Origin of the sequence: Kaistia geumhonensis (genome assembly GCF_030815145.1) — a bacterium.
Classification (GTDB): Bacteria; Pseudomonadota; Alphaproteobacteria; order Rhizobiales; family Kaistiaceae; genus Kaistia; species Kaistia geumhonensis.
This window is the reverse complement of the sequence record NZ_JAUSWJ010000001.1, coordinates 935689-960468: the sequence shown is the minus strand read 5'-3', so window position 1 is coordinate 960468 and position 24780 is coordinate 935689. Positions and strand designations below refer to the sequence as shown.

The following is a 24780-nucleotide window of genomic DNA, read 5'->3' as shown; positions in this document are numbered from 1 at the left end:
ACATGACCAGCTGGCCGATCCTTTCGACCGTAACCTTCCTGCCGGCGGTGGGAGCACTGTTGCTGCTCACCATCCGCGGCGACGACGCGGCGTCGCGGCGCAACATCTACTGGATTGCGCTCTGGACGACGATCGTCACTTTCCTCGTCTCGCTGCTCATCTGGAAGGACTTCGACAATTCCAACGCCGGTTTCCAGTTCGTCGAGCAGGCGGGCTGGCTCGGCGGCAAGATCGGCTATTCGATGGGTGTCGACGGCATCTCGATGCTGTTCGTCATCCTGACAACCTTCCTGATGCCGGCCTGCATCATCGCGTCGAAGTTCTCGGTGCAGAAGCGGTTCCGCGAATACATGATCGCGTTCCTGCTGCTCGAGACGCTGATGATCGGCGTCTTCTGCGCCACCGACCTCGTGCTGTTCTACGTGTTCTTCGAGGCCGGCCTCATCCCGATGTTCCTGATCATCGGTATCTGGGGCGGACCGCGCCGCGTCTATGCCGCGTTCAAGTTCTTCCTCTATACGCTGCTCGGCTCGGTCCTGATGCTGCTCGCCATCATGGCGATGTACTGGCAGGCGGGCACGACCGACATCCCGACGCTCCTCAACCATTCGTTCCCGGCCTCGATGCAGACCTGGCTGTGGATCGCGTTCTTCGCGTCCTTCGCGGTCAAGATGCCGATGTGGCCGGTGCACACCTGGCTGCCGGACGCGCATGTGGAAGCGCCGACGGCCGGTTCGGTCATCCTGGCGGGCGTGCTCCTGAAAATGGGCGGCTACGGCTTCCTGCGCTTCTCGCTGCCGATGTTCCCCCTGGCATCGGCTGATTTCGCGCCCTTCGTCTACACGCTCAGCATCGTGGCGATCGTCTACACCTCGTTGGTCGCCCTGATGCAGGAGGACATGAAGAAGCTGATCGCCTACTCGTCGGTCGCCCATATGGGCTATGTGACGATGGGCATCTTCACGATGAACCCGCAGGGCGTCGAAGGCGCGATCTTCCAGATGCTGTCGCACGGCATCGTGTCGGGCGCTCTCTTCCTGTGCGTCGGTGTCGTCTATGACCGCATGCATACCCGCGAGATCAGCGCCTATGGCGGCCTCGTGAACCGCATGCCCTTCTACGCGATGGTGTTCCTCGTCTTCACGATGGCCAATGTCGGCCTTCCCGGCACCTCGGCCTTCGTCGGCGAATTCCTGACCCTGCTTGGCGCCTTCCGGGCCAACACCTGGGTGTCGTTCTTCGCGGCGACCGGCGTCATCCTCTCGGCGGCCTATGCGCTGTGGCTCTATCGCCGCGTCATGCTCGGGCCGCTCGTGAAGCCGGAACTGAAGTCGATGTTCGACCTGTCGCGCCGCGAGGCGACGATCCTGGTGCCGCTGCTCGTGCTGACGATCTTCTTCGGCGTCTATCCGAAGCCCGTCTTCAACGTGACCTCGGCCTCGGTCGACAATCTCATCACCAATTACCAGGCGGCTCTCTCGGCCGCCGGCAAGCTCGCCGTCGCGGTCAAGTGACGAACCAGGACGCCCGATAATGGAACTCGCGACATTGCCCGTCCTCTCGCCTTTCCTGCCTGAGCTCATCCTGGCGGTCGGCTCGCTCGTGCTGCTGATGATCGGCGTCTTTCAGGGCGAGCGTTCCAGCGGCCTCGTCACCACGCTTTCGGTGTTCGTCGTCCTCCTGGCCGGCCTCGCGCTCCTGTTCATGACGCCGGACGGCACGACCTTCTCGGGCGCCTTCGTCCTCGATCCCTTCGCGCGCTTCATGAAGGTGCTGGCTCTGGCCGGCTCCGGCTTCGCGATCCTGATGTCGACGGATTTCGCTCGCCGCGAGAATTTCGATCGCTTCGAGTATCCGGTGCTCATCGTCATCGCGACGCTGGGCATGATGATCATGATCTCGGCCAGCGACCTGATCTCGCTCTATCTCGGCCTGGAGCTGCAGTCGCTTGCGCTCTACGTCGTGGCGGCGATCAATCGCGACAGCGTCCGCTCGACGGAGGCTGGCCTCAAATATTTCGTCCTCGGCGCGCTGTCGTCGGGCATGCTCCTCTATGGCGCGTCGCTGGTCTATGGCTTCACTGGCCACACCCAGTTCGGCGAGATCGCCCGCGTGCTCTCGAGTGGGGACATTTCCGTCGGCGTGGTGTTCGGCATCGTGTTCGTGATCGCCGGCATCGCCTTCAAGGTCTCGGCCGTGCCGTTCCACATGTGGACGCCGGACGTCTATGAGGGCGCCCCGACCCCGGTCACCGCCTTCTTCGCCGCCGCGCCCAAGGCGGCCGCGATGGCGATGCTCGTCCGCGCCATGGCCGGCGCCTTCGGGCCGGCCGTCTCCGAATGGCAGCAGGTTATCAGCTTCATCGCGATCGCCTCGATGCTGCTCGGCGCCTTCGCCGCGATCGGCCAGCGGAACATCAAGCGTCTGATGGCCTATTCGTCGATCGGCCATATGGGCTTCGCGCTGGTCGGCCTCGCCGCCGGCAGCCAGGCCGGCGTCCAGGGCGTCATCCTCTATATGGCGATCTACGTCGTCATGACGCTCGGCGTTTTCGCGGTCATCCTCTTCATGCGTCGCCAAGGGACGATGGTGGAGGAAATCGGTGATCTCGCGGGCCTCTCGCGCACGCATCCGCTCATCGCCTTCATCTTCGCGATGTTGATGTTCTCTTTGGCAGGCATCCCGCCGCTCGCCGGCTTCTTCGCCAAGTTCTACGTCTTCCTGGCGGCGATCGAGGCTCAGCTCTATGCGCTGTCGGTGATCGGCGTGCTCTCCAGCGTGGTTGGCGCCTATTATTATCTGCGCATCGTCAAGCTCATGTATTTCGACGAGCCCGCCGGCAATTTCGAGCCGATGGCCGTGTCGCTGCGTGTCGTGCTCGGCCTCTCCGGCGCCTTCGTCCTGCTGTTCGTCTTCTTCGCCGGCCCGATCGGCTCGGCGGCGAGCGTCGCAGCGAAGACCTTCTTCTGACGTGGAGTTCCATCCGGGCCCTGCCGCTCGCGCCGCCGGCTACCGCGTCACCAGCTATCCGGCCATTGGCTCCACGAACGAGGAGGCGCTAGCCGCTGCGCGCGCCGGAGATACTGGCTCGCACTGGTTCGTCACAACCGAGCAGACGGCCGGTCGTGGCCGCCGAGGTCGTGCCTGGGTGGCGCCGAGCGGCAATCTCGCCGCGACGTTGCTCGCGGTCGTCGATCACCAACCGCAGGTCGCTGCGACGCTCGGCTTCGTTGGAGGTCTCGCCCTCGACGAGGCTCTGCGGGCTGTCGCGCCGGATCTCTCGGTCCGCATGGCGCTGGACGGGGCGGAGGGTGAGGGAGCCGATCGCCGCGCCCGGCTTCGCCTCAAATGGCCGAATGACGTGCTCCTCGACGGTGGCAAGCTCGCCGGCATCGGTCTCGAAGCCGCGGCCCTGCCGAATGGCAAGCTCGCCGTCGCGATCGGCATCGGGGTCAATGTGGCGGCCGCGCCGCAGGGGCTTCCCTATCCCGCGACCTCGCTGGCGATGCTCGGTCTCGGCCTCGATGCCGGCACCGTCTTCGAGGCGTTGTCCGATGCGGCTGCCGGCCTGATGCGCATCTGGAATGGCGGCGCCGGCTTCCCGGTGCTGCGGCGGCTGTGGCTGGAGCGGGCCGCCGGGCTGGGCGAGGCGGTGGCTGTCCGCTCGGGCGAGGAAGTCGTGCAGGGCGCTTTCGAGACGATCGACGACCAGGGGCGGCTCATCGTGCGCGCAGCCGATGGCGGCATTCGCACCATCTCGGCCGGCGAGGTTCATTTTGGCGCCGTTGCGACGGTGCGCGCGTGATGGCCAAATCCCGGACCGACGAACTGGTCTTCCTCCCGCTCGGCGGCGTCGGCGAGATCGGCATGAATCTGGCGCTCTACGGCCTCGGGCCGTCGGATGCGCGGCAGTGGCTGGCTGTCGATTTCGGCGTCGGCTTCGCGGGCGACGATCTGCCCGGCGTCGATCTGATCATGCCGGACATCGCCTATCTCGAGGAAGAGCGCACCAATCTGGCGGGCATCGTCATCACGCATGCCCATGAGGATCACTTCGGCGCGCTGCTCGATCTCTGGCCGCGGCTCCGTGTGCCTGTCTATGCGACGGCGTTCACCGCCGGACTGCTCGCCGCCAAGCGTGTGGGCCATCCCGGCGCGCCGGAGGTTCCGGTCACCATCGTGCGGCCCGGCGAGCGCCGCCGGATCGGCCCGTTCGAGGTCGAGTTCATTGCCGTTGCCCACTCGATTCTCGAGCCGATGGCGCTCGCGATCCGGAGCCCACTGGGCACCGTGGTGCATACCGGCGACTGGAAGCTCGATCCGACGCCGGTGATTGGCCCTGTAACGGATGCCGAACGCTTCGCGGCGATCGGCGACGAGGGCGTATTGGCGCTCGTCTGCGATTCGACCAACGCGATGCGACCGGGGCGCAGCCCCTCCGAAAGCGAGGTCGCGCGCGAGTTGAAGGCCGTCATCGCCGAGGCGCGTGGCCGCGTCTTCTTCACGACCTTCGCCTCCAATATCGCGCGCATTCGCTCGATCGCCGAAGCGGCTGCGGCCAATGACCGGCAGGTGGTGCTGGTCGGCCGTGCGCTGCATCGCGCCTGCCAGGTGGCGCATGAACTCGGCTATCTCGACGGCTTGCAGCCGTTCCTCGACGAGGAGTCTTACGGCTATCTGCCGCGTGACAAGGTGGTGGCCATCGTGACGGGCAGCCAGGGCGAGCCCCGGGCCGCGCTGGCCCGCATCGCCTCCGACGATCACAAATTCATCGGCCTCGCGCCCGGCGACACGGTCGTCTTCTCGGCACGTCCGATCCCAGGCAACGAGAAGGCGATCAACGGCATCATCAACCAGCTCGCGGAACTCGGTGTCGATGTCGTGACAGACCGCGAGCGGCTGGTTCATGTCTCGGGCCATCCCCGGCGCGACGAACTCGCCGAAATGTATCGCTGGACGCGGCCGAAGATCGCGATTCCCGTCCATGGCGAGGCGATGCATCTTGCCGCCCATGCGGCCTTCGCCCGCGCTCACGGCGTTGGCGAGGTGGTGGAGATCGAGGACGGCGCCATGGTCCGCCTCGCCCCCGGTCCGGCCGAAGAGATCGACGATGTCGCGGCCGGCCGCCTCTACAAGGACGGCTCCATCATCGGCGATCTCGATGCCGTCGGCGTACCCGAGCGCAAGCGCCTCGCCTTTGCCGGGCATGTCGCGGTCTCGGTCGTGCTCGATGCCAAGGGCGCGCTGGCAAGCGATCCCGAGATCGGGCTCGTCGGCCTGCCGATGCAGGGGCCGACAGGTGAGCCGTTCGAGGCTCTGGTGATGAGCGCCGTGCTCGGCACGATCGAGAGCATTCCGCGGGCCCGGCGGCGCGATGGTGAACTGGTGCGCGATGCGCTCCGGCGCGCCGTTCGCGCGGCCGTTCGCGACGCGTGGGGCAAAAAGCCCGTTTGCACGGTCTTCGTCGCCGCCGTATGAGCCTTCCACATGCTGCTTTCGCGGCGTTTTTGGAAGGATGGGCTCGTGATCGGCCGTCTCAACCATGTCGCCATCGCCGTGCCGGATCTCGGCGCCGCCACAGCGATCTATCGTGATCGGCTCGGCGCGACTGTCTCCGCGCCGCTCGACCTGCCGGAACACGGCGTCACGACCGTCTTCGTCGAGCTGCCGAACACCAAGATCGAGCTGATCACGCCGCTCGGCGATGCATCGCCGATCGCGTCCTTTCTGGCGCGATCCCCGGAGGGCGGTGTCCACCATCTCTGCTTCGAGGTCGCGGACATCGACGCTGCGGCCGAGCGGATGAAGGCCGACGGCGCCCGCGTGCTCGGCGATGGCCGTCCGAGGATCGGCGCCCATGGCAAGCCTGTCCTGTTTCTGCACCCGAAGGATTTCGCCGGAACTCTGGTCGAACTCGAGGAGGCCTGAGACGCCATGCGCATCTACAGCCTGATCGCCATCTATTTCGTCGTCTGGTGGTTGGTGATCTTCATGATCCTGCCCTTCGGCATCAAGACGCAGGAAGAGCAGGGCGAAGTGACGCTCGGCACGACGCCGAGCGCCCCCTGGAAGCCGATGCTGATCAAGAAGGCGATCGCGACCTCGATCGTCTCAGCCATCCTCGTCGGCGCCTTCTACTATGCCTATGCCGTTCTTGGATGGACGCCGGAACGTCTCTCCACCCTGTTCGGCTGATCAGGTCCCTGCCAGTGTCTCCATGCGCGGCGGCCCCTCCATTCGCTGGGCCGGGCGCCACGGCGAGAGCCGCGGCAAGGCAGACTTCGGCGAGGCGGACTGTGGCAGGGCCGGGACGTCCGGCATCTCTCCGGCGACGAGCGAGAGAACGCGACTGCTGAAGCGCGTCTCGCTGATCGGCAGATAGCCGGTCGCGATGCGGGCCGTGAGCTCCTGCAGGAAGGTGGGGTCCTCCACCGCGCGTCGCACGAGTGCAGTCCATCCTTCCTCATCGTCCATGCCCGTGATCGGCATCAGGCCTTGCGTCGCCTCCGACAGCGACGGTGTCTCCGAGATCAGGACCGGCAGGCCGAAATCGAGACACTCGGCGGCGCCCAGGCCCCAGCCCTCGGCGCGGGAGGGGTAGAGACCGAAATCGGCATGCGCATAGAGCCAACCGAGTTCGGCGTCGCTCATGTCCGAAAGCTGCACGAGATGGCTCTCCAGTTCGGGATGCGCAGCGAGATAGGCCTCGACTTCGTCGTTCATCCAGCCCCAGCGCCCGCAGAAGACGAGCTTCGGTAGCCGCTCGCCGAACTCAGGGATGAGTCGCGACCACACCTTCAGAAGCATGAGGTGGTTCTTGCGGATCTCGATCGTGGAGCAATAGAGCGCGAAGCGGCGGCCGGCGAGCGCGGGGACCGGCTCGAGCGGCTTGTGGCGCAGCCCTTCCTTGAGGAACGAGCCGAGCCGCGAAACGGCAATGGAGGGCGCCGTCTCGACGCCGTTTTCGCCGGAATAGCGCCGGGCCGTCTCGGCCGTGTGGGCGGAAACGGTGATGATCCGCTCGCAATGGCCGAACATCCAGGCGACGTCCTTCTCGAAGTTCCGCGCGTGGCTCCGATCGACCAGCTTCGGGTGGTCGAGGGGGATGAGATCATGCAGGATCGTCGCGAGCCGCGCCGCGATGCCGTCGCCGCGCCCGCTGCTCGCCAGGGCATGCAACCCGGCGGTCGAGATGAAGCAGGCGGCATCGGGATCGAGCAGCGGGTCGGGCCCGGGCGCGGCAAAGGCCGGCGCCCGCCGGCCGCCGACGAGCTTCGCCACGCGGATGAAGGTCTTGGCGGCCTGGTAGGCGATCCCGCGACGGTCGTTCCTGCCCGAAATGTAGGAGGCGGAGACGCGATCGAACTCCTTGCCCGTCGCGGCGGCGCCGGCGCGGATTGACTTCAGCACCAGGCGCGTCCGCGCGAGGACGCTTTCTCCGGCGCCGGATTCTACGGCGGCTGCGCGTCCCTCGACGAGGTCGCCGAGATAGGCCAGTTCGCGCCGATCTAGGAAACGCGCCTCTCCGTTCCGGTTGATCATGAAGAAGCGGACCTGCCGCGCGCTCTTGCCCTTGCTCGGGCCCGCGTTGTTGCGCAGCGCTTGGCGGACGATCGCGCTCTCGACGCGCGGGATGCCGACCGGCGGGTGAGGTCCCCAGCGCAGGGGCACCGTGGCGTCGATGTAGAGCTTGCTCAAGGCGGATACTCCGATGATTCGCTTCGCAGACCCGGTGCGCGAGCCGCGCTGCCGTTGACCAAATGGATATGTGGGAAAATTTCCCACGTCAATCGGTCAGGCGGTCAGATCACGCCATTGTGGGAAAATTTCACATGCGCTATAGGCTAGACGTGATTGGAACGACGCCGAAGGGCGGGGGAGGTGGCTGCATGGCACGCGCGCGGCCGGGTGGCGCCGCGGCGATGCCGAGGCGGCCGGGGATGGGGGAATGAACGACCGTGACCGCACGGCGCTCGACGCCGGCCGCCTGCAGGCGCCGCTGGCGCGGCTGCTCAGGCCGCTGGTGCGTATCGCCATTCGCAGCGGGCTTACTTTCCCTGCCCTCGTCAATCTTCTGCGCGAGCTTTACGTGAACGTCGCAGAGAATGATTTTGCGCTCACCTCGAAGAACCAGACGGATAGCCGGGTCAGCCTCCTGACCGGCATCCATCGCAAGGAAGTCAGCCGCCTGCGCGGGGCCGGAGCGCCAGTCAATGTCGTCCCGGCCTCCATCTCCCGCACCAGCCGCATCCTCGCGCGCTGGCTGGCGGATGCCGAATTCAGCGACCGGGCAGGCCGGCCGCTGCCTCTGCCGCGTATCGGCAGCGCAGGCGAGGCCTCGTTCGACCGGCTCGTCGAGTCGGTCACACGCGATGTTCGGCCCCGCGTCGTGCTCGACGAATGGATTGACCGCGGGCTGGTCGTCCAGGACGCCGAGGATCGTATCACTCTGGTCGAACAGGCCTTCGTGCCGAAGAGCGGCAGCGACCAGCAGCTCTATTATTTAGGCCGCAACCTTCATGATCACATCGCCGCAGCCGTGGCGAATGTCGAGGCCCAGACCCCCCGCTTTCTCGAGCGCGCCGTTCACTATGACGGGCTCACGCGCGAGGTTGCCGAGATGCTCGAGCGGCGCTCGCGCGAGATCGCCATGGACGCCCTCACCAGCGCCAATCGCGAGGCGCATGCCGCGGCCGGAGAGGAAAATGCCGGACCGTGGCGCTGGAATTTCGGCGTCTATGTCTACGCCGAAAAGGTCGGCGGCGCGGACGACGACGCGGACGGAGGGGAGGGAAAGCCGTGAGCGGGTTGGTTTCAGTCAGCCGGCGCGGCATCCTCCGTGCGCTCGTCGCCGGGATCGGCATGCGCATCCTGCCGGGCCTCGCCGACGACACGCCGCCCTCTGACCGTGGCATCGGCGGTACGGGCATCACAGGATTGCCCGGCGGAGGCGCGATCGGCTTCCTCGGTTCGATCCAGCGCTTCGGGAGCATTTACGTGAATGGCGACCGGATCAGCTATCCGGCCGACGCCGAGGTTCGTATCGACGGACGCCGGCGTTCCGTGCGCGATCTGATGATCGGGCAGGTGGTGAAGACCGTCGCCCAGCCGCAGGGCGGCCACCTTGTGACCGATCGGATCGTCATCGACAGCGAAGTCGTGGGCGCGATCACGGCGAGCGAGGGCGCCCGACTGGTGGTGCTCGGCCAGACGGTCGATATGGGAACGACCGGAACCGGCGCCTTCGCGGTCGGCGAGCGCATCGCCGTCAGCGGCATCCGTCGCCTGGACGGCACGATCGAGGCGCGGCTCGTCGAGCCTGCCGGCAGCCGCATGGATCAGGTTGTCGGTCCCGCCGTTTATCGCGGCTGGCTGCTCTCGATCGGCGGCCTCTCGCTGTTTGGTCCCGACGCCCGCTTCGACGGGCAGCGGGTCATCGTGCGCGGCCGCGCGACGCCGCGCGGGCTGATGGTGAAGACCATCGCGCTGGACGGCCTGCCGGATGGGCCGGGTGTCACCCGGCTCTCCGTGGAGGCCTATGTCGCGCGGCACGGCAACCAGCTGCAGCTCGGCTCGGGTTTCGTTGTGAACGACGCGCCCGGAGCAGCTGCGCCGACCGACGATGGCAGTCCGTCCGTCGTCGATATCGATGTCGGCCAGCAACTGGCGCAAAGAGCCGCAAATATCCGCGCCATACGCGACGGCCAGGGCAATCTCCCGGCGCGACTCCAAGGTGCAAGACCCGATCAGGCCGCGGTACCGCAGGGATCGCCGCCGTCCGGAGCTAGCGGCTTCGCCGGCGGCGATGGCTCGTCCGGGATCGGCAGCCGGATCCAGCAGTGGCGGTCGCGACCAGGTGGCGGCGGGCCGGGCGGCGACTGACGCGGGGCGGCTACTTTTCGACGATGATCGCCGTGCGCTCCATCCCGATATCGGCGACGGCGCGGAAGAAGACCTCGGCATTCTGCGGATCGAGGCGCACGCAGCCATGCGAGGCCGGCGAGCCGAGCCGCTTCAGCTCGGTGGTACCGTGCACGGCGATCCCGTCGTTGAAGAACACGGAGAACGGCATCGGCGCATTCTCGTATTTCGTCGAGTGGTGCAACTCGTCGATATAGTCCGGGCGGAACTTGCCGGGCGGCGTCTCGAAGCCCTTGCGGCCCGTCGAGACCTTCCAGGAATAGGTCTCCTTCTTGCCGTTGCCGCGATTGACCACGACGTCCATGCGCTGGTCGGCGATCGAGACTTTGGCATAGACGCTGGCCGGGCCCGGAAAGAGCAGGTTGGCCGAGGCGGGCACCGCGGCGGAAACGAGCAGGCCGGCGGATATGGAAATGGCGGCGAGGGCGGTGCGGACGGACATGGAGCGGTTCTGGTCGAGTTCGCGGTTACGGGAGAGGCCGCGGCAATCTCCGCCGCAGCTGTGGTCATTTTCTTAAGGGAAGCGGGCGGCCGAGGTCAGTGGCTTTCGTCACAGCGGCGGCCGGGCCACGTCGATTTTCTCAACGTGTGATCACGATGCGCGCATTGCCCATCCCCTGATCCGCGACAAGGCTGTAGAGGGTGCGCGCATTGTCGGGATGGAGGCGGATGCAGCCATGCGAGGCAGGCCGGCCGAGAGCCCGGACATGCGGCGTGCCGTGTACGGCATATCCGCCGGTGAAGAAGATCGAATTCGGCATCGGCGCGTTGTCGTATTTCTTGGAATACCACATGCGGTGCATGCGGGTCGGGCGATAGGAGCCCGTTGGCGTGCGGAAGCCGCGCCGCGCGGTCGAGACCGCCCAGTCATAGACCGGGACGCCGTCGACATAGACCACCATCGCCTGTGACGACAGGCTGACGCGCGCCACCACTTCGGCTTGCGCTCCGCCCGACAGAACCGCGAAGGGCGCGGCGAGAAGGGCTAGGATCTTCAGTCGACGAGGCATGGACGGCAGGCGCATGGAAGTACAAGTCCGCGTGAGAGCACACAACGACCATCGAATGATGCGCGCGACTGCTGAAGAACTGGTAAGCGGGCAAAGTCTCTTCGCGCGAACCGGCGGCAAGCCATGCGCGTTGCTTGAGGCAGCCATGCCCGCGGCGGAGGCAGAAAACGCTTCTGGCACGGCGATATTCGCTCTAGGAAAACGGCAACGAGCGGCGAGGCCGCACCGGGAGAGACGCTGATGTCCGTCGAGGCCAACATCCGCCGCGTGACGGCGGTCGATATTCGCGCGCGCAAGGGCGGGGAGCCGATCGTCTCTCTGACCTCCTATCACGCGCACACCGCCGCGATCATCGATCCCTTCGTCGACTTCATGCTGGTCGGCGATTCGCTCGGCATGGTGATGCATGGGATGGAGACGACCATCCCTGTCACGCTCGACATGATGATCCTGCAGGGTCAGGCGGTCATGCGCGGTTCGAAGCGTGCACTCGTCGTCGTCGATTTGCCGTTCGGCTCCTATGAGGAGAGCCCCGCCGTCGCCTTTCGCTCGGCGGTGCGCATCATGAAGGAGACGGGCTGCGGCGCCGTGAAGATGGAGGGCGGCCGCCAGATGGCCGAGACGGTGCGCTTCCTCGTCGATCGCGGCGTGCCGGTGATGGGGCATGTCGGACTGACACCGCAGGCGATCAACACCATGGGCGGCTTCAAGGTGCAGGGCCGTAGCGAGGCGAGCGCCGAGGCGGTGCTTGCCGATGCCGACGCCATCGCCGCGGCCGGCGCCTTCGCGATGGTCGTCGAGGGCGTCGTCGAGCCGCTCGCCCGCGCAATCACCGAGCGCGTGCCGATCCCGACGATCGGCATCGGGGCCTCACCGGCCTGCGATGGGCAGATTCTGGTGCTCGAAGACATGCTCGGCCTGTCGCCGCGCGTGCCGAAATTTGTCAAGCGCTTCGGGTCGCTGGCCGGCATGATCGAGGAATCGGTCTCGGCCTATGCCGGGGCGGTCCGCGACCGCTCCTTCCCCGGCGAAGAGAACGTCTACAAGCCGAAAACCTGAGCCGGCCTCCGGGCTGGGACTGGACTCGAGGCGGAGCGTGGCCTACGGCGCGCCGCGATTCAGCGGATTCCGGCCATTTGCCAGCATCATGACGCTTCTATATGGTGCCGGCCGCTGACCGGCGACCGGACGGGGAACGATGACCGATATCTTTCATGAAGTCGAAGAGGATCTGCGCAAGGAGCAGGCGAAGAGGCTGTGGCGCCGCTTCGGGCCCTATGTGATTCTCCTCGCGGTCCTCATCGTCGTCGCGACGGCCGGCTGGCGCGGCTGGCTCTACTGGCGCGAGCAGCAGGCGGCAGCCACGGGCGACCGCTTCGTCGCTGCCCTCCAGCTCGCCGAGGAAGGCAAGCGCGACGAGGCGCTGAAGGCGCTCGAGGATCTCTCGAATACAGGCAGCGGCGGCTACCCCATGATCGCCCGATTCCGCTCGGCGGCCGAGCTGGCCGCTGCGGGCAAGACCGACGATGCCGTAAAGGCCTTCGATGCGCTCTCCGCCGAGACATCGACGCCGCCGCTCTTCAAGGCGATGGCGCGGCTTCGGGCGGCGATGCTGCTTGTCGACACCGCCGACCTGCCGGCCATGAAGGCCCGGCTCGACGATCTCGCTGCGACCGGCGGTCCCTGGCGCAACGCAGCCCGCGAACTGCTCGGCCTGTCGGCCTGGCGCGCGGGCGATCTCGAGGCGGCGCGCGGCTATTTCAACGAGATCGCACAGGATCCAAGTTCGGTCGAATCCACCAAGGCGCGCGCCAATCTGATGCTGGAGCTGATCCGTTCGAAGATCGGCGCCGCCCCGGAGCCCGCCAAGTCCTGATCCGCGCGGATTCCCGACCCCGCGTCGGGTCTCTAGCGCGTCGAAACCTGATCGCATCCCGGGCCGATCGCGATCGAGCCTGATGCGGCCGTTGCAATCGGTGGCGGCCTCTCCGCCCGGCGCCGCGTGACCGACGCCGGTCTGCCGCGCTATCATCGGCGCTCGATCGAACCGAAAGCTCAGCCATGTCGTTCACGGCCGCCATCATCGGACGCCCCAATGTCGGCAAGTCGACGCTCTTCAACCGCCTGGTCGGCTCGAAGATCGCACTTGTCGACGATACGCCCGGCGTGACGCGCGATCGCCGTCCGGGCGAGGCGCGCATCGGCGATCTGCACTTCACCATCATCGACACGGCCGGCCTCGAGGAGGCGGATCCCGCGAGCCTCGAGGGGCGCATGCGCGCGCAGACGGAGGCGGCGATCGCCGAGGCGGATGTCTCGCTGTTCCTGATCGATGCCCGCGTCGGCGTCACGCCGGTCGACGAACATTTCGCCGATCTGCTGCGCCGCGTCGGCAAACCGGTGGTGCTCGTCGCCAACAAGGCCGAGGGCAAGATCGGCGAGGACGGCGTGATGGAAGCCTACAGCCTCGGTTTTGGCGAGCCGGTCGCCATCTCGGCCGAGCATGGCCAAGGCATGGCCGATCTCTTCAATGCGCTGTTGCCCTTCGAGCGGCTCGACGAGGACAAGGACATCGAGGAGGAGGGCGACGAGGAGGTCGTGATCGGCCCCGACGGCGAGGAGATCTTCCCGGAGCTCGACACCACGAAGCCGATCCGCGTCGCCATCGTCGGCCGCCCCAACGCCGGCAAGTCGACCCTCATCAATACCATGCTCGGCGAGGAGCGGCTGCTTACCGGCCCCGAGGCCGGCATCACGCGCGATTCGATTTCGGTCGACTGGACCTGGCGCGACCGTGGCTTCAAGCTCTTCGACACCGCCGGCATGCGCAAGAAGGCGCGTGTCGAGCAGAAGCTCGAAAAGCTCTCGGTCGGCGATGCCTTGAGGTCGATCCGCTTCGCCGAAGTGGTGGTCCTGATGCTCGACGCGACTATGCCCTTCGAGAAGCAGGACCTGCAGATCGCCGATCTCGTCGCCCGCGAGGGCAGGGCGCTAGTCATCGCAATCAATAAGTGGGACCTGATCGAGGACCGCCAGAAAGCGATGGCGGAACTGCGCGAGATGGCCGAGCGGCTGCTGCCGCAGGTGCGCGGCGTGCCGCTCGTCACGCTTTCGGGCCTTACCGGCTCGGGCATCGACAAGCTGATGGGCGAAATCCTGCGCGTCTACGCCCTCTGGAACCGCCGCGTGCCGACCGCGGCGCTCAATCGCTGGCTTTCGGGCGTACTCGAGCATCATCCGCCGCCAGCCGTCTCCGGCCGCCGCATCAAGCTGCGCTACATGACGCAGCCCAAGGCGCGGCCGCCGACCTTCGTCGCATTCTGCTCGCGGCCCGAGGCGTTGCCGGAGGCCTATACGCGCTATCTCATCAACGGTCTCCGCGAGGCCTTCGACCTCGACGCGGTTCCCCTGCGGCTGATGCTGCGCAAGGGCGAGAATCCCTACGAGGACAAGGCCAAGAAGCGCTGAGCTCTAGTCGCGCACGAGCATCCTGCGCAGCCGCTCCGGCTCCAGGATGACGATGTGGCGATAGTCGAGGCGGATGAGCTCTGCCTCGACGAAACGGTGTAGGATGGCGAGCGTCGTCGAGCGAGCGAGATTTGCCATCGTCGCGAGATCTTCCTGGCTCATGTCGAGTTCGATCGGCTCCGCCTCGGCGAGGCTTACGAAGCGGTGGCCGGACAGTCTCAGAAGGGTGGCCGCCAGCCGCTTCGTGTCGTCGCGGATCATCAGATCGTTGAGCGCAAGTACCGCCGTCTGCAGATTGACGAAGGTCAGCATGGCGATGGCATGCCAGCCGGCCGGATGCGCCTCCAGGAGTGACTGGATCGTCGGCAATGGCAGCAGCAGCACCTCGCTGCGACGCCCCGCCGAGAGACCGACGAGCCGCGGCTGGCGCGTGATCAGCGGTCCTTCGCCGATCCAGGTGCCGGGACGCATCAGATGGCCGAAGAACGGCCCGCTTTCCGCCGAGGCGACGCTGACCCTGACGCTGCCCGAGATCAGGCAGTGGATGCCGCCCGGACCGTCGCCGACGCCATAGATCACCTGCTGCGCTTCGAAATGCTGCATCAGGCAGCCTTCCAGCACCGCCCGCCGAAATCGAGGATCGGCCTCGGCGAGCCATGCGGCACGGCCTGCGAGCGCGCGGGCATCATCCAGTGTAGTCACTGCAATCTTCCCGAGACTGTCCGTCGACGGACAGTCTCCCACCCCGCCGCGTGCTAAGCAACGCCGGGGCGGGTGCGGGGCAGGGCTGTCGCTAGTCGGGGGACCGGCGCGCCGTGTTGCACCCGCCTCCTCTCGAGGGGGAGACTCAAGAATGAAACGTCTGATCGCTTCGGCACTGGCCGGCCTTCTTGTCGCCGGCGGAGCCACGCTGATGCCCATCAAAGCCGGGGCCGCGTCCGAAAAGCCCAATATCCTCGTGATCTGGGGCGACGACATCGGCGGCTTCAACATCAGCGCCTACAACAACGGCATGATGGGCTACCGGACGCCCAATATCGACCAGATCGCCCATGACGGCGCGCTGTTCACCGACTGGTATGGCCAGCAGAGCTGCACCGCCGGCCGCGCCGCCTTCATCACCGGCCAGTCGCCGATCCGCACCGGCCTCACCAAGGTCGGCCTGCCAGGCACGCCCGAAGGCATGCGACCGGAGGATCCGACCATCGCGACGCTGCTGCGCCCGCTCGGCTATGCCACCGGCCAGTTCGGCAAGAACCATCTCGGCGATCGCGACGAGATGCTGCCGACAGCGCACGGCTTCGACGAGTTCTTCGGCAATCTCTATCATCTCAATGCCGAGGAGGAGCCGGAGAACGTCGATTACCCGGCCTCGCCCGACTTCAAGAAGAAGTTCGGCCCGCGCGGCGTTATCCATTCCTGGGCGCTGCCGGACGGCGGCCAGAAGATCGTCGATACCGGCCCACTGACCCGCAAGCGCATGGAGACCGTCGACGAGGAGGTGACGAAGTCGGCGCTCGAGTTCATGCGCAAGGCGCATTCGGATGGCAAGCCGTTCTATGTCTGGTGGAATTCAACCCGCATGCACGTCTTTACCCATCTCAAGCCCTCGTCCGAGGGAAAGACGGGTCTCGGCGTCTATGCCGATGGCATGGTCGAGCATGATGGGATGGTCGGCCAGCTGCTGGACGAGCTGAAGACGCTCGGCATCGAGGACAACACGATCGTGATGTACTCGACGGACAATGGCGCCGAGACATTCACCTGGCCCGATGGCGGCACGACGATGTTCCGAGGCGAGAAGAACACCAACTGGGAGGGCGGCTACCGCGTCCCGACGGTTATCCGCTGGCCGGGCGTCATCAAGCCGGGCACGGTGATCAACGATATCGGCGCGCATGAGGACATGCTGCCGACTCTCGTCGCCGCTGCCGGTGATCCCAAGGCCAAGGAAGAGCTGCTGGAGGGCCGAACGATCGGCGGACGCGACTACAAGGTGCATCTCGACGGTTACGACCTCGGTCCAGCCTTCCGCGGCGAGGCGGCCTGGCCGCGGCACGAGTTCATCTACTGGACCGATGACGGCAGCGTCGCGGCGCTGCGCTACGACAACTGGAAGATGACCTTCCTCGAGCAGGACGCAAAGGGCCTGCGCGTCTGGCAGGACCCGTTCAAGCAGCTGCGCGCGCCGCTTCTGACCAATCTGCGCATGGATCCGTTCGAGCGGGCGGAGGAGGAGAATGCGATGGGCTATCAGCGTTGGTACATGGACCGCATGTTCGCGATCGCACCGGCCGGCGCCTATGTCGCGCAGTGGCTTCAGAGCTTCCGCGAGTTTCCCCCGCGCCAGAAGCCGGGCAGCTTCAATCTCGATCGCGTGATGGAAGCGGTCTCTGCCGGCTCGCAGGGCAACCAGTAGGCCTCGCCGGCATGGCAGAAATTAAGGGCGGCCCCGGCAGAGGCCGCCTTTTCATTTCAGAGGAGCTGCGTGACGGTGCGAGTCGGGAACTCGAAGCGCGTGCCGTTGTCCAAGAAGCCCGGCGAGATCATGCGCAGGATGTCGGGAACGACGACCGCGGGCAAGGCGACCGTCTCGGGATCCTCCCCCGGCGCCGCCTTGGCGCGCATCTGCGTGCGCAGCCGTCCGGGATCGAAGAGATTGGCGCGGATCGTCGTGGAAGCGACCTCACCCGCATAGACGCGCACGAGCGCCTCCAGCGCCGCCTTGGAGGCGGCATAGGCGCCCCAGAAGGGCCGGGGGCTCGATCCGACCGACGAAGTCATGAACAGCGCCCGGCCGGCATCCGAGAGACGCAGCAGTGGATCGAGGGAGCGGATCAATCGGTAGTTCGCCGTGACGTTGACCGTCATGACGTCGTTCCAGTCCTTCTGGTCGAGATGGGTCACCGGCGTGATGAGGCCGAGCAGCGCGGCATTGCCGACCAGCGCGTCGAGCTTGCCCCAGCGCTCGTAAATCGACAGCCCGAGGCGGTCGATGGCGTCGAGATCACGCAGATCGAGCGGCACCAGCGTCGCGCTGCCGCCTTTGGCGCGGATGGCGTCGTCGAGCTCTTCCAGCGCCCCCACCGTCTTGGCGATAGCGATGACATGGGCTCCGGCCGCGCCGAGCGCCGTCGCCACCTGCCAGCCGACGCCGCGCGAGGCCCCGGTCACGACGACGAGGCGGCCGGAGAAGTCAGGGGTGGTCATGAGCGTCTCGCTGGATGGTGGGCGGTTTCCGCGGAGGCTCTACCATGCCGGTCCGGCGCGGCAAACGGTGATCGGCGGGCCGGACCGGTGCCGGGAGGTGAAGGGAAGGGCGAGATAGAACCGCTCGCCCCCACAAGTGACTCGACCGACGGAGCCCCTCGAGCCTTGCCTCAGCTCGCCTCAGCGAGAAGCGGCAGCGGCCGGATCTTGCCGCGATCGTCGAAATCGGAGAGGCGGGTCGGATAGTCGCCGGTGAAGCAGGCGTCGCAGAATTGTGGCAGGTCGCCGTTGCGCTTCGCCTCGCCGACTGCCCGGTAAAGCCCGTCGATCGAGATGAAGGCGAGGCTGTCGGCCTTGATGTAGCGCCCGATCTCCTCGACGCTCATCTGGGCGGCGATCAGCTTCGACTTCTCCGGCGTGTCGACGCCGTAAAAACAGCTGTCGGTGGTCGGCGGGCTGGCGATGCGCATATGCACCTCGGCCGCGCCGGCGTCGCGCACCATCTGAACGATCTTCATCGAGGTGGTGCCGCGCACGATCGAATCGTCGACGAGAATGACACGCTTGCCGGCCAGGATGGCGCGGTTGGCGTTGTGCTTCAGCTTGACGCCCATATGGCGGATCGCGTCCGTCGGCTCGATGAAGGTGCGTCCGACATAGTGGTTGCGGATGATGCCGAGATCGAACGGGATACCCGCTTCCTCGGCATAGCCGATCGCCGCCGGCACGCCCGAATCGGGTACCGGAACGACGATGTCGGCGTCGATGCCGCTCTCGCGCGCCAGTTCGGCGCCGATATTCTTGCGCACGGCATAGACGCCGCGGCCGTCGACGGCGGAATCCGGCCGCGCGAAATAGACATATTCGAAGATGCAGAAGCGCGAGGCCTGACGCTCGAACGGATAGAGGCTCTCAATGCCATCGTCGGTGATGATCACCACCTCGCCGGCATTGATGTCGCGCACATAGCTGGCGCCGATGATGTCGAGAGCGCAGGTCTCGGACGCGAGGATATAGGCGTCGTCCAGCCGGCCGAGCACCAGCGGCCGCACGCCGAGCGGATCGCGGCAGCCGAGCATCTTCTTCTCGGAGAGGGCGACGAGCGAATAGGCGCCCTCGATGCGGCGGATCGCGTCGATGAAGCGGTCGAGGAGGCGGCCATGGTTCGAGGTGGCGATCAGATGGATGATCGTCTCGGTGTCCGAAGTCGACTGGAAGAGCGAGCCGCGCCGCTGCAACTCGCGTTTCAGCGTCATGGCGTTGGTGAGATTGCCGTTATGCGCGACCGCGAAGCCGCCGCCGGCAAACTCGGCAAACATGGGTTGGACATTGCGCAGCCCGGCACCACCCGTGGTCGAATAGCGGTTGTGGCCGATGGCGCGCGGACCCGGCAGGCGGTCGATGACAGCCTTCCGCGTGAAGTTGTCGCCCACGAGGCCGATATGCCGCTCGATCGAGAACTGGCGGCCGTCGTGCGCGGCGATGCCGGCGGCTTCCTGGCCGCGATGCTGGAGCGCGTGCAGGCCGAGCGCCGTCAGCGCGGCGGCGTCGGGATGGCCGAAAACGCCGAAGACGCCGCATTCCTCATGGAAGCGGTCGTCGTCGGGGCGGGAAGGCAGCAGAGAGAAATCGTCCATTCCATCCTCTTCGGCCGATACGCCGGCCGCGCGCCTCACGGTTTCGCCTGTCCTCCGGTCGCCCCCTGCGGTGCGGCCGGTTCTTGCGCCGGGCCGTCGCCATTATCGAACAGCTGGTCGAGACCCTGGCGGGCCGCACCACCGTAATTGGGCGCCTGCTGGTCGGCGCCGCCTTGAGGGACCGTCGCCGGCGGTGTCGGAGCCTCAGGCGAGTCCGCCGGAGCATCGACGCCCGGCGACCCGTCCTCTGTCGCACCGTGCAGGCGCTCCTGGATGGTCTTCTCGACATCTTCGGGAAGCGCCGCGACCAGCCGCTCGCCGAGCCGCTTCAACATGGGGGCTGTTTGCGCATTCGCAACCCAGTCGGGCTGCTTGTCCGACAGGATCCAGCTGAGGAACGAAAAGGCGATGACGACGATCAAGAGGCCGCGCGCGGCGCCGAAGACGAAGCCGAGCGTGCGGTCGAGCAGCCCGACGCGGCTGTCGACCACGAAGTCGGAGATCCGCATCGCGATGTAGCTAACGATGATCAGCGTGATGAAGAAGATCGCCGCCGCTGTCGCGATGACCGCGATATTGTGGTTGGCGATATAGGGCTCAACGTAGGGAAGCACCGGCTTGTAGAGATAAAAGGCGGCGACGGCCGCCAGCACCCAGGAGACGACCGAAAGGACTTCCCGGACGAACCCGCGCACCATCGCGAGCAGTGCCGAGATCAGCACCACAACCACGACCACGCCATCAAGGATGGTGACCGACATCGCTCCGCCTACCCCCAGAACCGCCCTGCCAAGCGGACCAATCCAGTCTCATCACGGCTCGTCGGCAGCGATCGTGGCGCGCCGCCGTTCCGCCGGTCGGCCGCCTGGCTCGCGCGCTGCGGGACGCCCAGTCGGCGGCCCTGACGCGGCGATGGCGGCCACGAGCCCCGCGAGCTGATCGATCCCGACCAGACCTGCGGCGCCACCCTGATCCTTGTCGAGCGACTGGAGGGGCAGGACGGCCTTGGCAAAACCCAGCTTCTGCGCCTCCTTGAGGCGCTGCGCGGCATGCACGACGGGCCTCACCGCGCCGGACAGGCTGACTTCGCCGAAATAGACGCAATCGGCCGGCAGGGCAATACCGGAGAGCGAGGAGACGAGCGCCGCGGCGACCGCCAGATCGGCTGCGGGCTCGTTGATCCTGAGACCCCCGGCTACCGCGAGATAGACGTCGTGCGGCCCGAGCTTCACGCCGCAATGCGATTCGAGAACCGCGAGAACCATGGCGAGTCGGCCACCGTCCCATCCGACCACGGCGCGGCGCGGCGTACCGAGCGGGGAGGGCGCGACGAGCGCCTGGATCTCGACCAGAACCGGGCGCGTGCCCTCCATGCCCGCGAAGACGGCGGCGCCCGGTGCGGCGGCGTTGCGCTCGCCGAGGAAGAGCTCCGAAGGGTTCGGCACTTCGCGAAGGCCGCCGCCGGTCATCTCGAAGACGCCGATCTCGTCGGTGGCGCCGAAGCGGTTCTTCACCGCGCGAAGGATGCGGAAATGATGGCCGCCCTCGCCCTCGAAATACAGCACGGCGTCGACCATGTGCTCGACGACGCGCGGGCCTGCGATCTGCCCGTCCTTCGTGACATGGCCGACCAGGATGACGGTGGCGCCCGATTGCTTCGCGTAGCGGATCATCGCCTGCGCCGAGGCGCGTACCTGCGTCACCGTTCCCGGCGCAGCCTCGACCGTCGAGGTCCAGAGCGTCTGGACGGAATCGAGAATCACCAGCGCCGGCGCACGGTCGGCCTCCAGCGTTGTAAGGATGTCCTCGACGCTGGTCTCCGCCGCAAGCGCGACCGGGGCGGCAGAGACGCCCATCCGCTCGGCCCTGAGGCGGACCTGAGCCACGGCTTCCTCGCCGGAAATGTAGACGACGCGCTCGCCCTTCTTCGCCAGCGCCGCCGAGGCCTGCAGGAGCAGCGTCGACTTGCCGATGCCGGGATCGCCGCCGATCAGGATCGCCGAGCCGCGCACGAAACCGCCGCCGGTGACGCGGTCGAGCTCGGCGATGCCGGAGGCGATGCGCGGCGGCGTGCGGCTCTCGCCGGCGAGGGCGTGGAGCTCGACCACGCGCCCTTTCTGCGGCGCACGGCCGGGACCGCCGCCGATGCCGCCGGCGGTGTTCTCCTCGACGAGCGTGTTCCACTCGCCGCAGGCCTCGCAGCGCCCCTGCCAGCGCGGACTGACCGCGCCGCAATTCTGGCAGATATACTGGACACGTGCCTTGGCCATCAGGCGCCTCCTCGATAGTGGCGCTGATAGCGGCGGCCGAGGCCGGTGAGAAGCTCGTATCCGATCGTCTCCGCCCGCTCCGCAACCTCGTCGATCGCGATATTCGGCCCGAACAGCTCGGCATGATCGCCGCGACGGGCCTCGGGAATATCGGTCACGTCCACCGCGATGAGATCCATCGAGATGCGGCCGATCAGTGGCGCCCGCCTGCCATGCAGATGGACGCTTGCTCCCGGCCGCTCATCGGTCGAGCCGGCGCGGCGGTGATAGCCGTCGGCATAGCCTGCGCCGAGGATCGCGATCCGGCTCGGCCGCCGCACATGTTCGCTCGCGCCATAGCCGACCGCCGTGCCGGCAGCGACGTCGCGCACCTGCACGATCCGCGCTTCGGCGGTGACGACGGTCGAAAGCGGCGGCGCCGCGGCGGTCGAGCGGGCGCCGTAGAGCGCGATGCCGGGACGCACGAGATCGAACAGGAAATCCGGCCCGAGATGAAGGCCGGCGGAATTCGATAGCGAAGCCGGCACTCCGGCGAACGCCTGTGCAACGGAACGGAAACGGGAAAGCTGCGCGGCGTTCAGAGCATGCCCGGGCTGGTCGGCAGCTGCCAGATGGCTCATGACGAGCGCGAGGCCGAGCGCCTTCGCGCGGGGCGCGATGGCTGCCGCCTCATCCAGCGTGACGCCCAGTCGCTGCATGCCGGTATCGACATGAAGTGCCGCGGCGCCGGTGCCGCCCGCGGCACGGAAGGCTGCCCATTCGTCCACTTCTTCCGCCGAGCCGAGCACGGGCCGCAGACCGGCGCGAGAAAATTCGGCTGCGGCTCGGGGAGGAAGTCCGTTCAGCACATAGATCGGCGCGTCGGGAAGAGGCGGCCGCAGCCGCAGGCCTTCGGAAGGAAGCGCTACGAAAAACGTCTGGCAACCGGCTGCCGCGAGCGCCGTGGCCGCCGCTTCGATCCCGATGCCATAAGCGTCGCCCTTGACCACTCCGGCGGCTTCCGCCCGCCCGGCGAGCCGAGCGGCCGCCCGCCAGTTGTCGGCAAGAGAGGCCAAGTCGACCACGAGCCGGCCGCCGCAGCGCCAGTCCTCCGCGAGCGGCCGCTCTGCCGTGACGAAGATCGATGATTCCATGGCCGAGACTTTACGCGAATTTCCGGCGACATTATTGCGCCGGCCTTGCGACCGGCGAATTTCACGCGCCTCCCGCTTCTCATCGGAATGCCAGCCATCATGCCGCACGCCCGCATCGCCACCGTCACGCTGGTCGTGGACGACTATGACCGCGCCATCGCCTGGTACACGGAAAAGCTTGGCTTCGCGCTTCTCGCCGATACGCCGCTCGGGGGCGGCAAGCGCTGGGTTCTCGTCGCGCCGTCGGCCGATGCCGGCGCGCGGCTGTTGCTGGCGACGGCCGATGGCGAGGACCAGAAGAACCGGATCGGTGACCAGACCGGCGGCCGCGTCGGCTTCTTTCTCGAGACAGAGGATTTTGCGCGCGACCACGCCGCATTCCTCGCCCGGGGCGTCCGTTTCCGCGAGGAGCCGCGGCACGAGAGCTATGCGACAGTCGCGGTCTTCGAGGATCTCTACGGCAATCTCTGGGATCTGCTGGAGCCGAGCATCTGAGTCGCACGGTCAGCGCCGGCGGCCCGCTGTCCCGAGCGACTTCATGAGAAGGTTCGCGGCAGCTATGGCTGAGCCGCCACCCGTGAGCGCGACCGCCACGATCGCCTCGTCCGCGCGCGAATAGGCTGCCAGGGCGCTGACGCCGGGGGCGCCGCCGGCATGCCCGATCCAGCGCAGCGTCGACTTCCCGTCCGGCACGTCGAACACCATGATGCCGAGCCCATAGAAAGTGCCGGGGTCGAACATCGGGTAGAGGGCCGAGGTCATCGCCTCAAGGAGCGGCTGCCTGACCAGCCGCCCTTCGAGAAGCGCTGCCCAGGCCGTCACCATGTCGCGGGCGTCGCTCGCGACCGGCCCGGCCGCACCGGCCCAGCCGGGATCGACTGTTGCGCCAGCGATCGCTACCGCGGGAGCGACATCGGCGGGGCTCTTCCCCGGCAAAAGCGCCCGCATTGATGCAAGGCCGAGCGGGGCAATGATCCTGGAGGTGATCGCCCTGTCGATCGTCTGTCCGTCCGCGCGTTTGACGATTTCGCCGAGCACGTCATAGCCGGTGTTCGAGTAGCGCCACCTCTCGCCGGGGCAGAACATCGCGCCGTGACGCCGCGCAATCGCCAGCAATGTCTCCGGATCGCGGTAGGCGGGGTGTGCGCGAACGACGCGATCCTCGTTGGCGCTGAAAAGGCCGGATGCGTGCGCGAGAAGATCGCGCAGGCTCACGACGTCGCCGTTGGGTACACCGCGCACCCAGCGCGAGACCGGCGCGTCCAGCGACAGCTTGCCTTCCTGAGCGAGTTGCAGCACGACGACCGCGGTGAACGTCTTGCCGACGCTCGCCCACCACAGCCTCGGACGGGTCGACTGCGTCTCTGTGCGATACCAGACGCCGCCTCCCGGTCGCGCGACGGCGGCGGTGAGCGCCGGAGCCGATGTCAGTGTCTTGATCCTTGCGAAGGCCTCGTCGAGCCGCGCGGCTTCCCGCGAGGGGAGCGGCCGCTCAGGGACCGCCCCAACAGTCCCCCAGGCGACCGGCGTGTGAAGAGGCGGACCGGAATAGGCACGGCGGGCCTCGCAGCGTACAGGCTTGTAGTCCTCTGCCCGCGCTCGCACTCCCGACGCTGCCAGGCCGGCCAGGCCCACGGCACCGCGCAGGATAGCGCGGCGTGTCGCCACTGGAGAGAGCCCGCCAGTCAACGGCGACAGCCCGCGCGCGCCAGCATGTCGCTGACAATGAGCGGTGTCGCTGCAAACGTTCTTGTCGGTGCGGCGCCAATCGCGTGGCGAGCCTCCTCTGCCGAGAGCGTGAGCGGGCGCCGGCAGGGGGCATCGCCGAGGTCGAGGAGTACGCCGGCCGCCTCGCCGACGCCGGCGAGATAGGCCGTTAGAACCTGCTGTGCCATCCGGTTGCCCGGTGCTTGGTCGAGCATCTGCGTGACTTGGGCGACCGATATGGCGCCGGCCTGTGTCGACGGCTCTGCGCCTGCTGGGGCTGCGACGACAAGGATACTGGGAGCGAGCGCGACGGCGATGGAGCGAAAATCGGGCATGCGAACCTCCTCGAAAGAACGTCGAACCGTCATACGAAAAGAAATTATTGTCAAACAATAATATCGACGATAGTTTGCGGCCTCGAAGG

24 protein-coding genes are annotated in these 24780 nt (G+C 67.0%); 13 read left to right on the top strand and 11 right to left on the bottom strand.

Annotated features, from left to right (window positions below; all coding sequences use genetic code 11):
- The first annotated feature begins 2 nt into the window (after window positions 1-2).
- The 6 genes from QO015_RS04485 to QO015_RS04460 are packed head-to-tail and all read left to right on the top strand — an operon-like array spanning window position 3 to window position 6195.
- A complete protein-coding gene (locus QO015_RS04485; RefSeq protein ID WP_266281184.1) occupies window positions 3-1514 on the top strand; it encodes an NADH-quinone oxidoreductase subunit M in 1512 nt (503 codons plus the stop codon).
- Window positions 1515-1533: 19 nt separating this feature from the next.
- A complete protein-coding gene (nuoN, locus tag QO015_RS04480) occupies window positions 1534-2970 on the top strand; it encodes an NADH-quinone oxidoreductase subunit NuoN (protein ID WP_266281185.1) in 1437 nt (478 codons plus the stop codon).
- Between the two features lies 1 nt (window position 2971).
- Window positions 2972-3805 (top strand): biotin--[acetyl-CoA-carboxylase] ligase, encoded by an 834-nt coding sequence (locus QO015_RS04475; RefSeq protein WP_266281186.1) that lies wholly within the window; start codon window positions 2972-2974, stop codon window positions 3803-3805.
- Complete coding sequence (locus QO015_RS04470; protein WP_266281187.1) at window positions 3805-5478, top strand: ribonuclease J; 1674 nt, start codon at window positions 3805-3807, stop codon at window positions 5476-5478. Before QO015_RS04475 ends, QO015_RS04470 begins: the two co-directional genes overlap by 1 nt.
- A gap of 45 nt (window positions 5479-5523) precedes the next feature.
- Window positions 5524-5928 (top strand): methylmalonyl-CoA epimerase, encoded by a 405-nt coding sequence (gene mce, locus QO015_RS04465; RefSeq protein WP_266281188.1) that lies wholly within the window; start codon window positions 5524-5526, stop codon window positions 5926-5928.
- A gap of 6 nt (window positions 5929-5934) precedes the next feature.
- Complete coding sequence (locus QO015_RS04460; RefSeq protein WP_266281189.1) at window positions 5935-6195, top strand: DUF1467 family protein; 261 nt, start codon at window positions 5935-5937, stop codon at window positions 6193-6195.
- Here the strand turns inward: QO015_RS04460 and QO015_RS04455 are convergent, their stop codons facing one another.
- Window positions 6196-7698: a glycosyltransferase gene (locus QO015_RS04455; RefSeq protein ID WP_266281191.1), complete on the bottom strand. Its 1503-nt coding sequence runs from the start codon at window positions 7696-7698 to the stop codon at window positions 6196-6198.
- A gap of 250 nt (window positions 7699-7948) precedes the next feature.
- On the opposite strand from QO015_RS04455, the gene QO015_RS04450 reads away from it, so the two are divergent.
- The gene (locus QO015_RS04450; protein WP_266281193.1) at window positions 7949-8803 is read left to right on the top strand and encodes a DUF6502 family protein; all 855 of its coding nucleotides are present in this window, start codon (window positions 7949-7951) and stop codon (window positions 8801-8803) included.
- Complete coding sequence (locus QO015_RS04445; protein ID WP_266281194.1) at window positions 8800-9882, top strand: hypothetical protein; 1083 nt, start codon at window positions 8800-8802, stop codon at window positions 9880-9882. The genes QO015_RS04450 and QO015_RS04445 overlap by 4 nt, the downstream gene beginning before the upstream one ends.
- 10 nt (window positions 9883-9892) lie before the next feature.
- On the opposite strand, the gene QO015_RS04440 is transcribed toward QO015_RS04445, so the two are convergent.
- Complete coding sequence (locus tag QO015_RS04440) at window positions 9893-10363, bottom strand: L,D-transpeptidase (protein ID WP_266281195.1); 471 nt, start codon at window positions 10361-10363, stop codon at window positions 9893-9895.
- A 139-nt stretch (window positions 10364-10502) separates the two neighbouring features.
- Window positions 10503-10931 (bottom strand): L,D-transpeptidase, encoded by a 429-nt coding sequence (locus QO015_RS04435; protein WP_266281196.1) that lies wholly within the window; start codon window positions 10929-10931, stop codon window positions 10503-10505.
- Between the two features lie 240 nt (window positions 10932-11171).
- Here QO015_RS04435 and panB point away from each other — a divergent pair, with 240 nt between their 5' ends.
- The 3 genes from panB (at window position 11172) to der (ending at window position 14399) form a co-directional block, all read left to right on the top strand.
- Window positions 11172-11990, top strand: coding sequence for a 3-methyl-2-oxobutanoate hydroxymethyltransferase (gene panB / locus QO015_RS04430; RefSeq protein ID WP_266281197.1), 819 nt, complete (start codon window positions 11172-11174; stop codon window positions 11988-11990).
- 139 nt (window positions 11991-12129) lie between these two features.
- On the top strand, window positions 12130-12807 hold the full coding sequence (locus QO015_RS04425) for a tetratricopeptide repeat protein (RefSeq protein WP_266281198.1): 678 nt from the start codon (window positions 12130-12132) through the stop codon (window positions 12805-12807).
- Window positions 12808-12992: 185 nt separating this feature from the next.
- Window positions 12993-14399: a ribosome biogenesis GTPase Der gene (der, locus tag QO015_RS04420; protein WP_266281199.1), complete on the top strand. Its 1407-nt coding sequence runs from the start codon at window positions 12993-12995 to the stop codon at window positions 14397-14399.
- Window positions 14400-14402: 3 nt separating this feature from the next.
- Here der and QO015_RS04415 read toward each other — a convergent pair whose 3' ends face one another.
- On the bottom strand, window positions 14403-15101 hold the full coding sequence (locus QO015_RS04415) for a Crp/Fnr family transcriptional regulator (RefSeq protein WP_266281200.1): 699 nt from the start codon (window positions 15099-15101) through the stop codon (window positions 14403-14405).
- Between the two features lie 151 nt (window positions 15102-15252).
- Here QO015_RS04415 and QO015_RS04410 point away from each other — a divergent pair, with 151 nt between their 5' ends.
- Entirely contained in the window at window positions 15253-16818 is a 1566-nt protein-coding gene (locus QO015_RS04410) for an arylsulfatase (RefSeq protein WP_266281201.1), read from the top strand.
- A gap of 56 nt (window positions 16819-16874) precedes the next feature.
- On the opposite strand, the gene QO015_RS04405 is transcribed toward QO015_RS04410, so the two are convergent.
- The 5 genes from QO015_RS04405 to alr all read right to left on the bottom strand — a co-directional run bounded on the left by QO015_RS04405 (window position 16875) and on the right by alr (window position 22649).
- Window positions 16875-17609: an SDR family NAD(P)-dependent oxidoreductase gene (locus tag QO015_RS04405; RefSeq protein WP_266281202.1), complete on the bottom strand. Its 735-nt coding sequence runs from the start codon at window positions 17607-17609 to the stop codon at window positions 16875-16877.
- Window positions 17610-17779: 170 nt separating this feature from the next.
- The gene (gene purF, locus QO015_RS04400) at window positions 17780-19246 is read right to left on the bottom strand and encodes an amidophosphoribosyltransferase (protein WP_266281203.1); all 1467 of its coding nucleotides are present in this window, start codon (window positions 19244-19246) and stop codon (window positions 17780-17782) included.
- A gap of 35 nt (window positions 19247-19281) precedes the next feature.
- Window positions 19282-20007 (bottom strand): CvpA family protein, encoded by a 726-nt coding sequence (locus tag QO015_RS04395; RefSeq protein WP_266281204.1) that lies wholly within the window; start codon window positions 20005-20007, stop codon window positions 19282-19284.
- 51 nt (window positions 20008-20058) lie between these two features.
- A complete protein-coding gene (radA, locus tag QO015_RS04390) occupies window positions 20059-21516 on the bottom strand; it encodes a DNA repair protein RadA (protein WP_266281205.1) in 1458 nt (485 codons plus the stop codon).
- On the bottom strand, window positions 21516-22649 hold the full coding sequence (alr, locus tag QO015_RS04385) for an alanine racemase (RefSeq protein WP_266281206.1): 1134 nt from the start codon (window positions 22647-22649) through the stop codon (window positions 21516-21518). The genes radA and alr overlap by 1 nt, the downstream gene beginning before the upstream one ends.
- 87 nt (window positions 22650-22736) lie before the next feature.
- Between alr and QO015_RS04380 the strand changes: the two genes are divergently transcribed.
- Window positions 22737-23144 (top strand): VOC family protein, encoded by a 408-nt coding sequence (locus tag QO015_RS04380; protein WP_266281207.1) that lies wholly within the window; start codon window positions 22737-22739, stop codon window positions 23142-23144.
- Window positions 23145-23153: 9 nt separating this feature from the next.
- Here the strand turns inward: QO015_RS04380 and QO015_RS04375 are convergent, their stop codons facing one another.
- Both QO015_RS04375 and QO015_RS04370 read right to left on the bottom strand, forming a co-directional pair.
- Window positions 23154-24254: a serine hydrolase domain-containing protein gene (locus QO015_RS04375; protein ID WP_307288662.1), complete on the bottom strand. Its 1101-nt coding sequence runs from the start codon at window positions 24252-24254 to the stop codon at window positions 23154-23156.
- A gap of 80 nt (window positions 24255-24334) precedes the next feature.
- On the bottom strand, window positions 24335-24691 hold the full coding sequence (locus tag QO015_RS04370; protein WP_266281209.1) for a chlorophyllide reductase: 357 nt from the start codon (window positions 24689-24691) through the stop codon (window positions 24335-24337).
- Window positions 24692-24780: the final 89 nt, after the last annotated feature.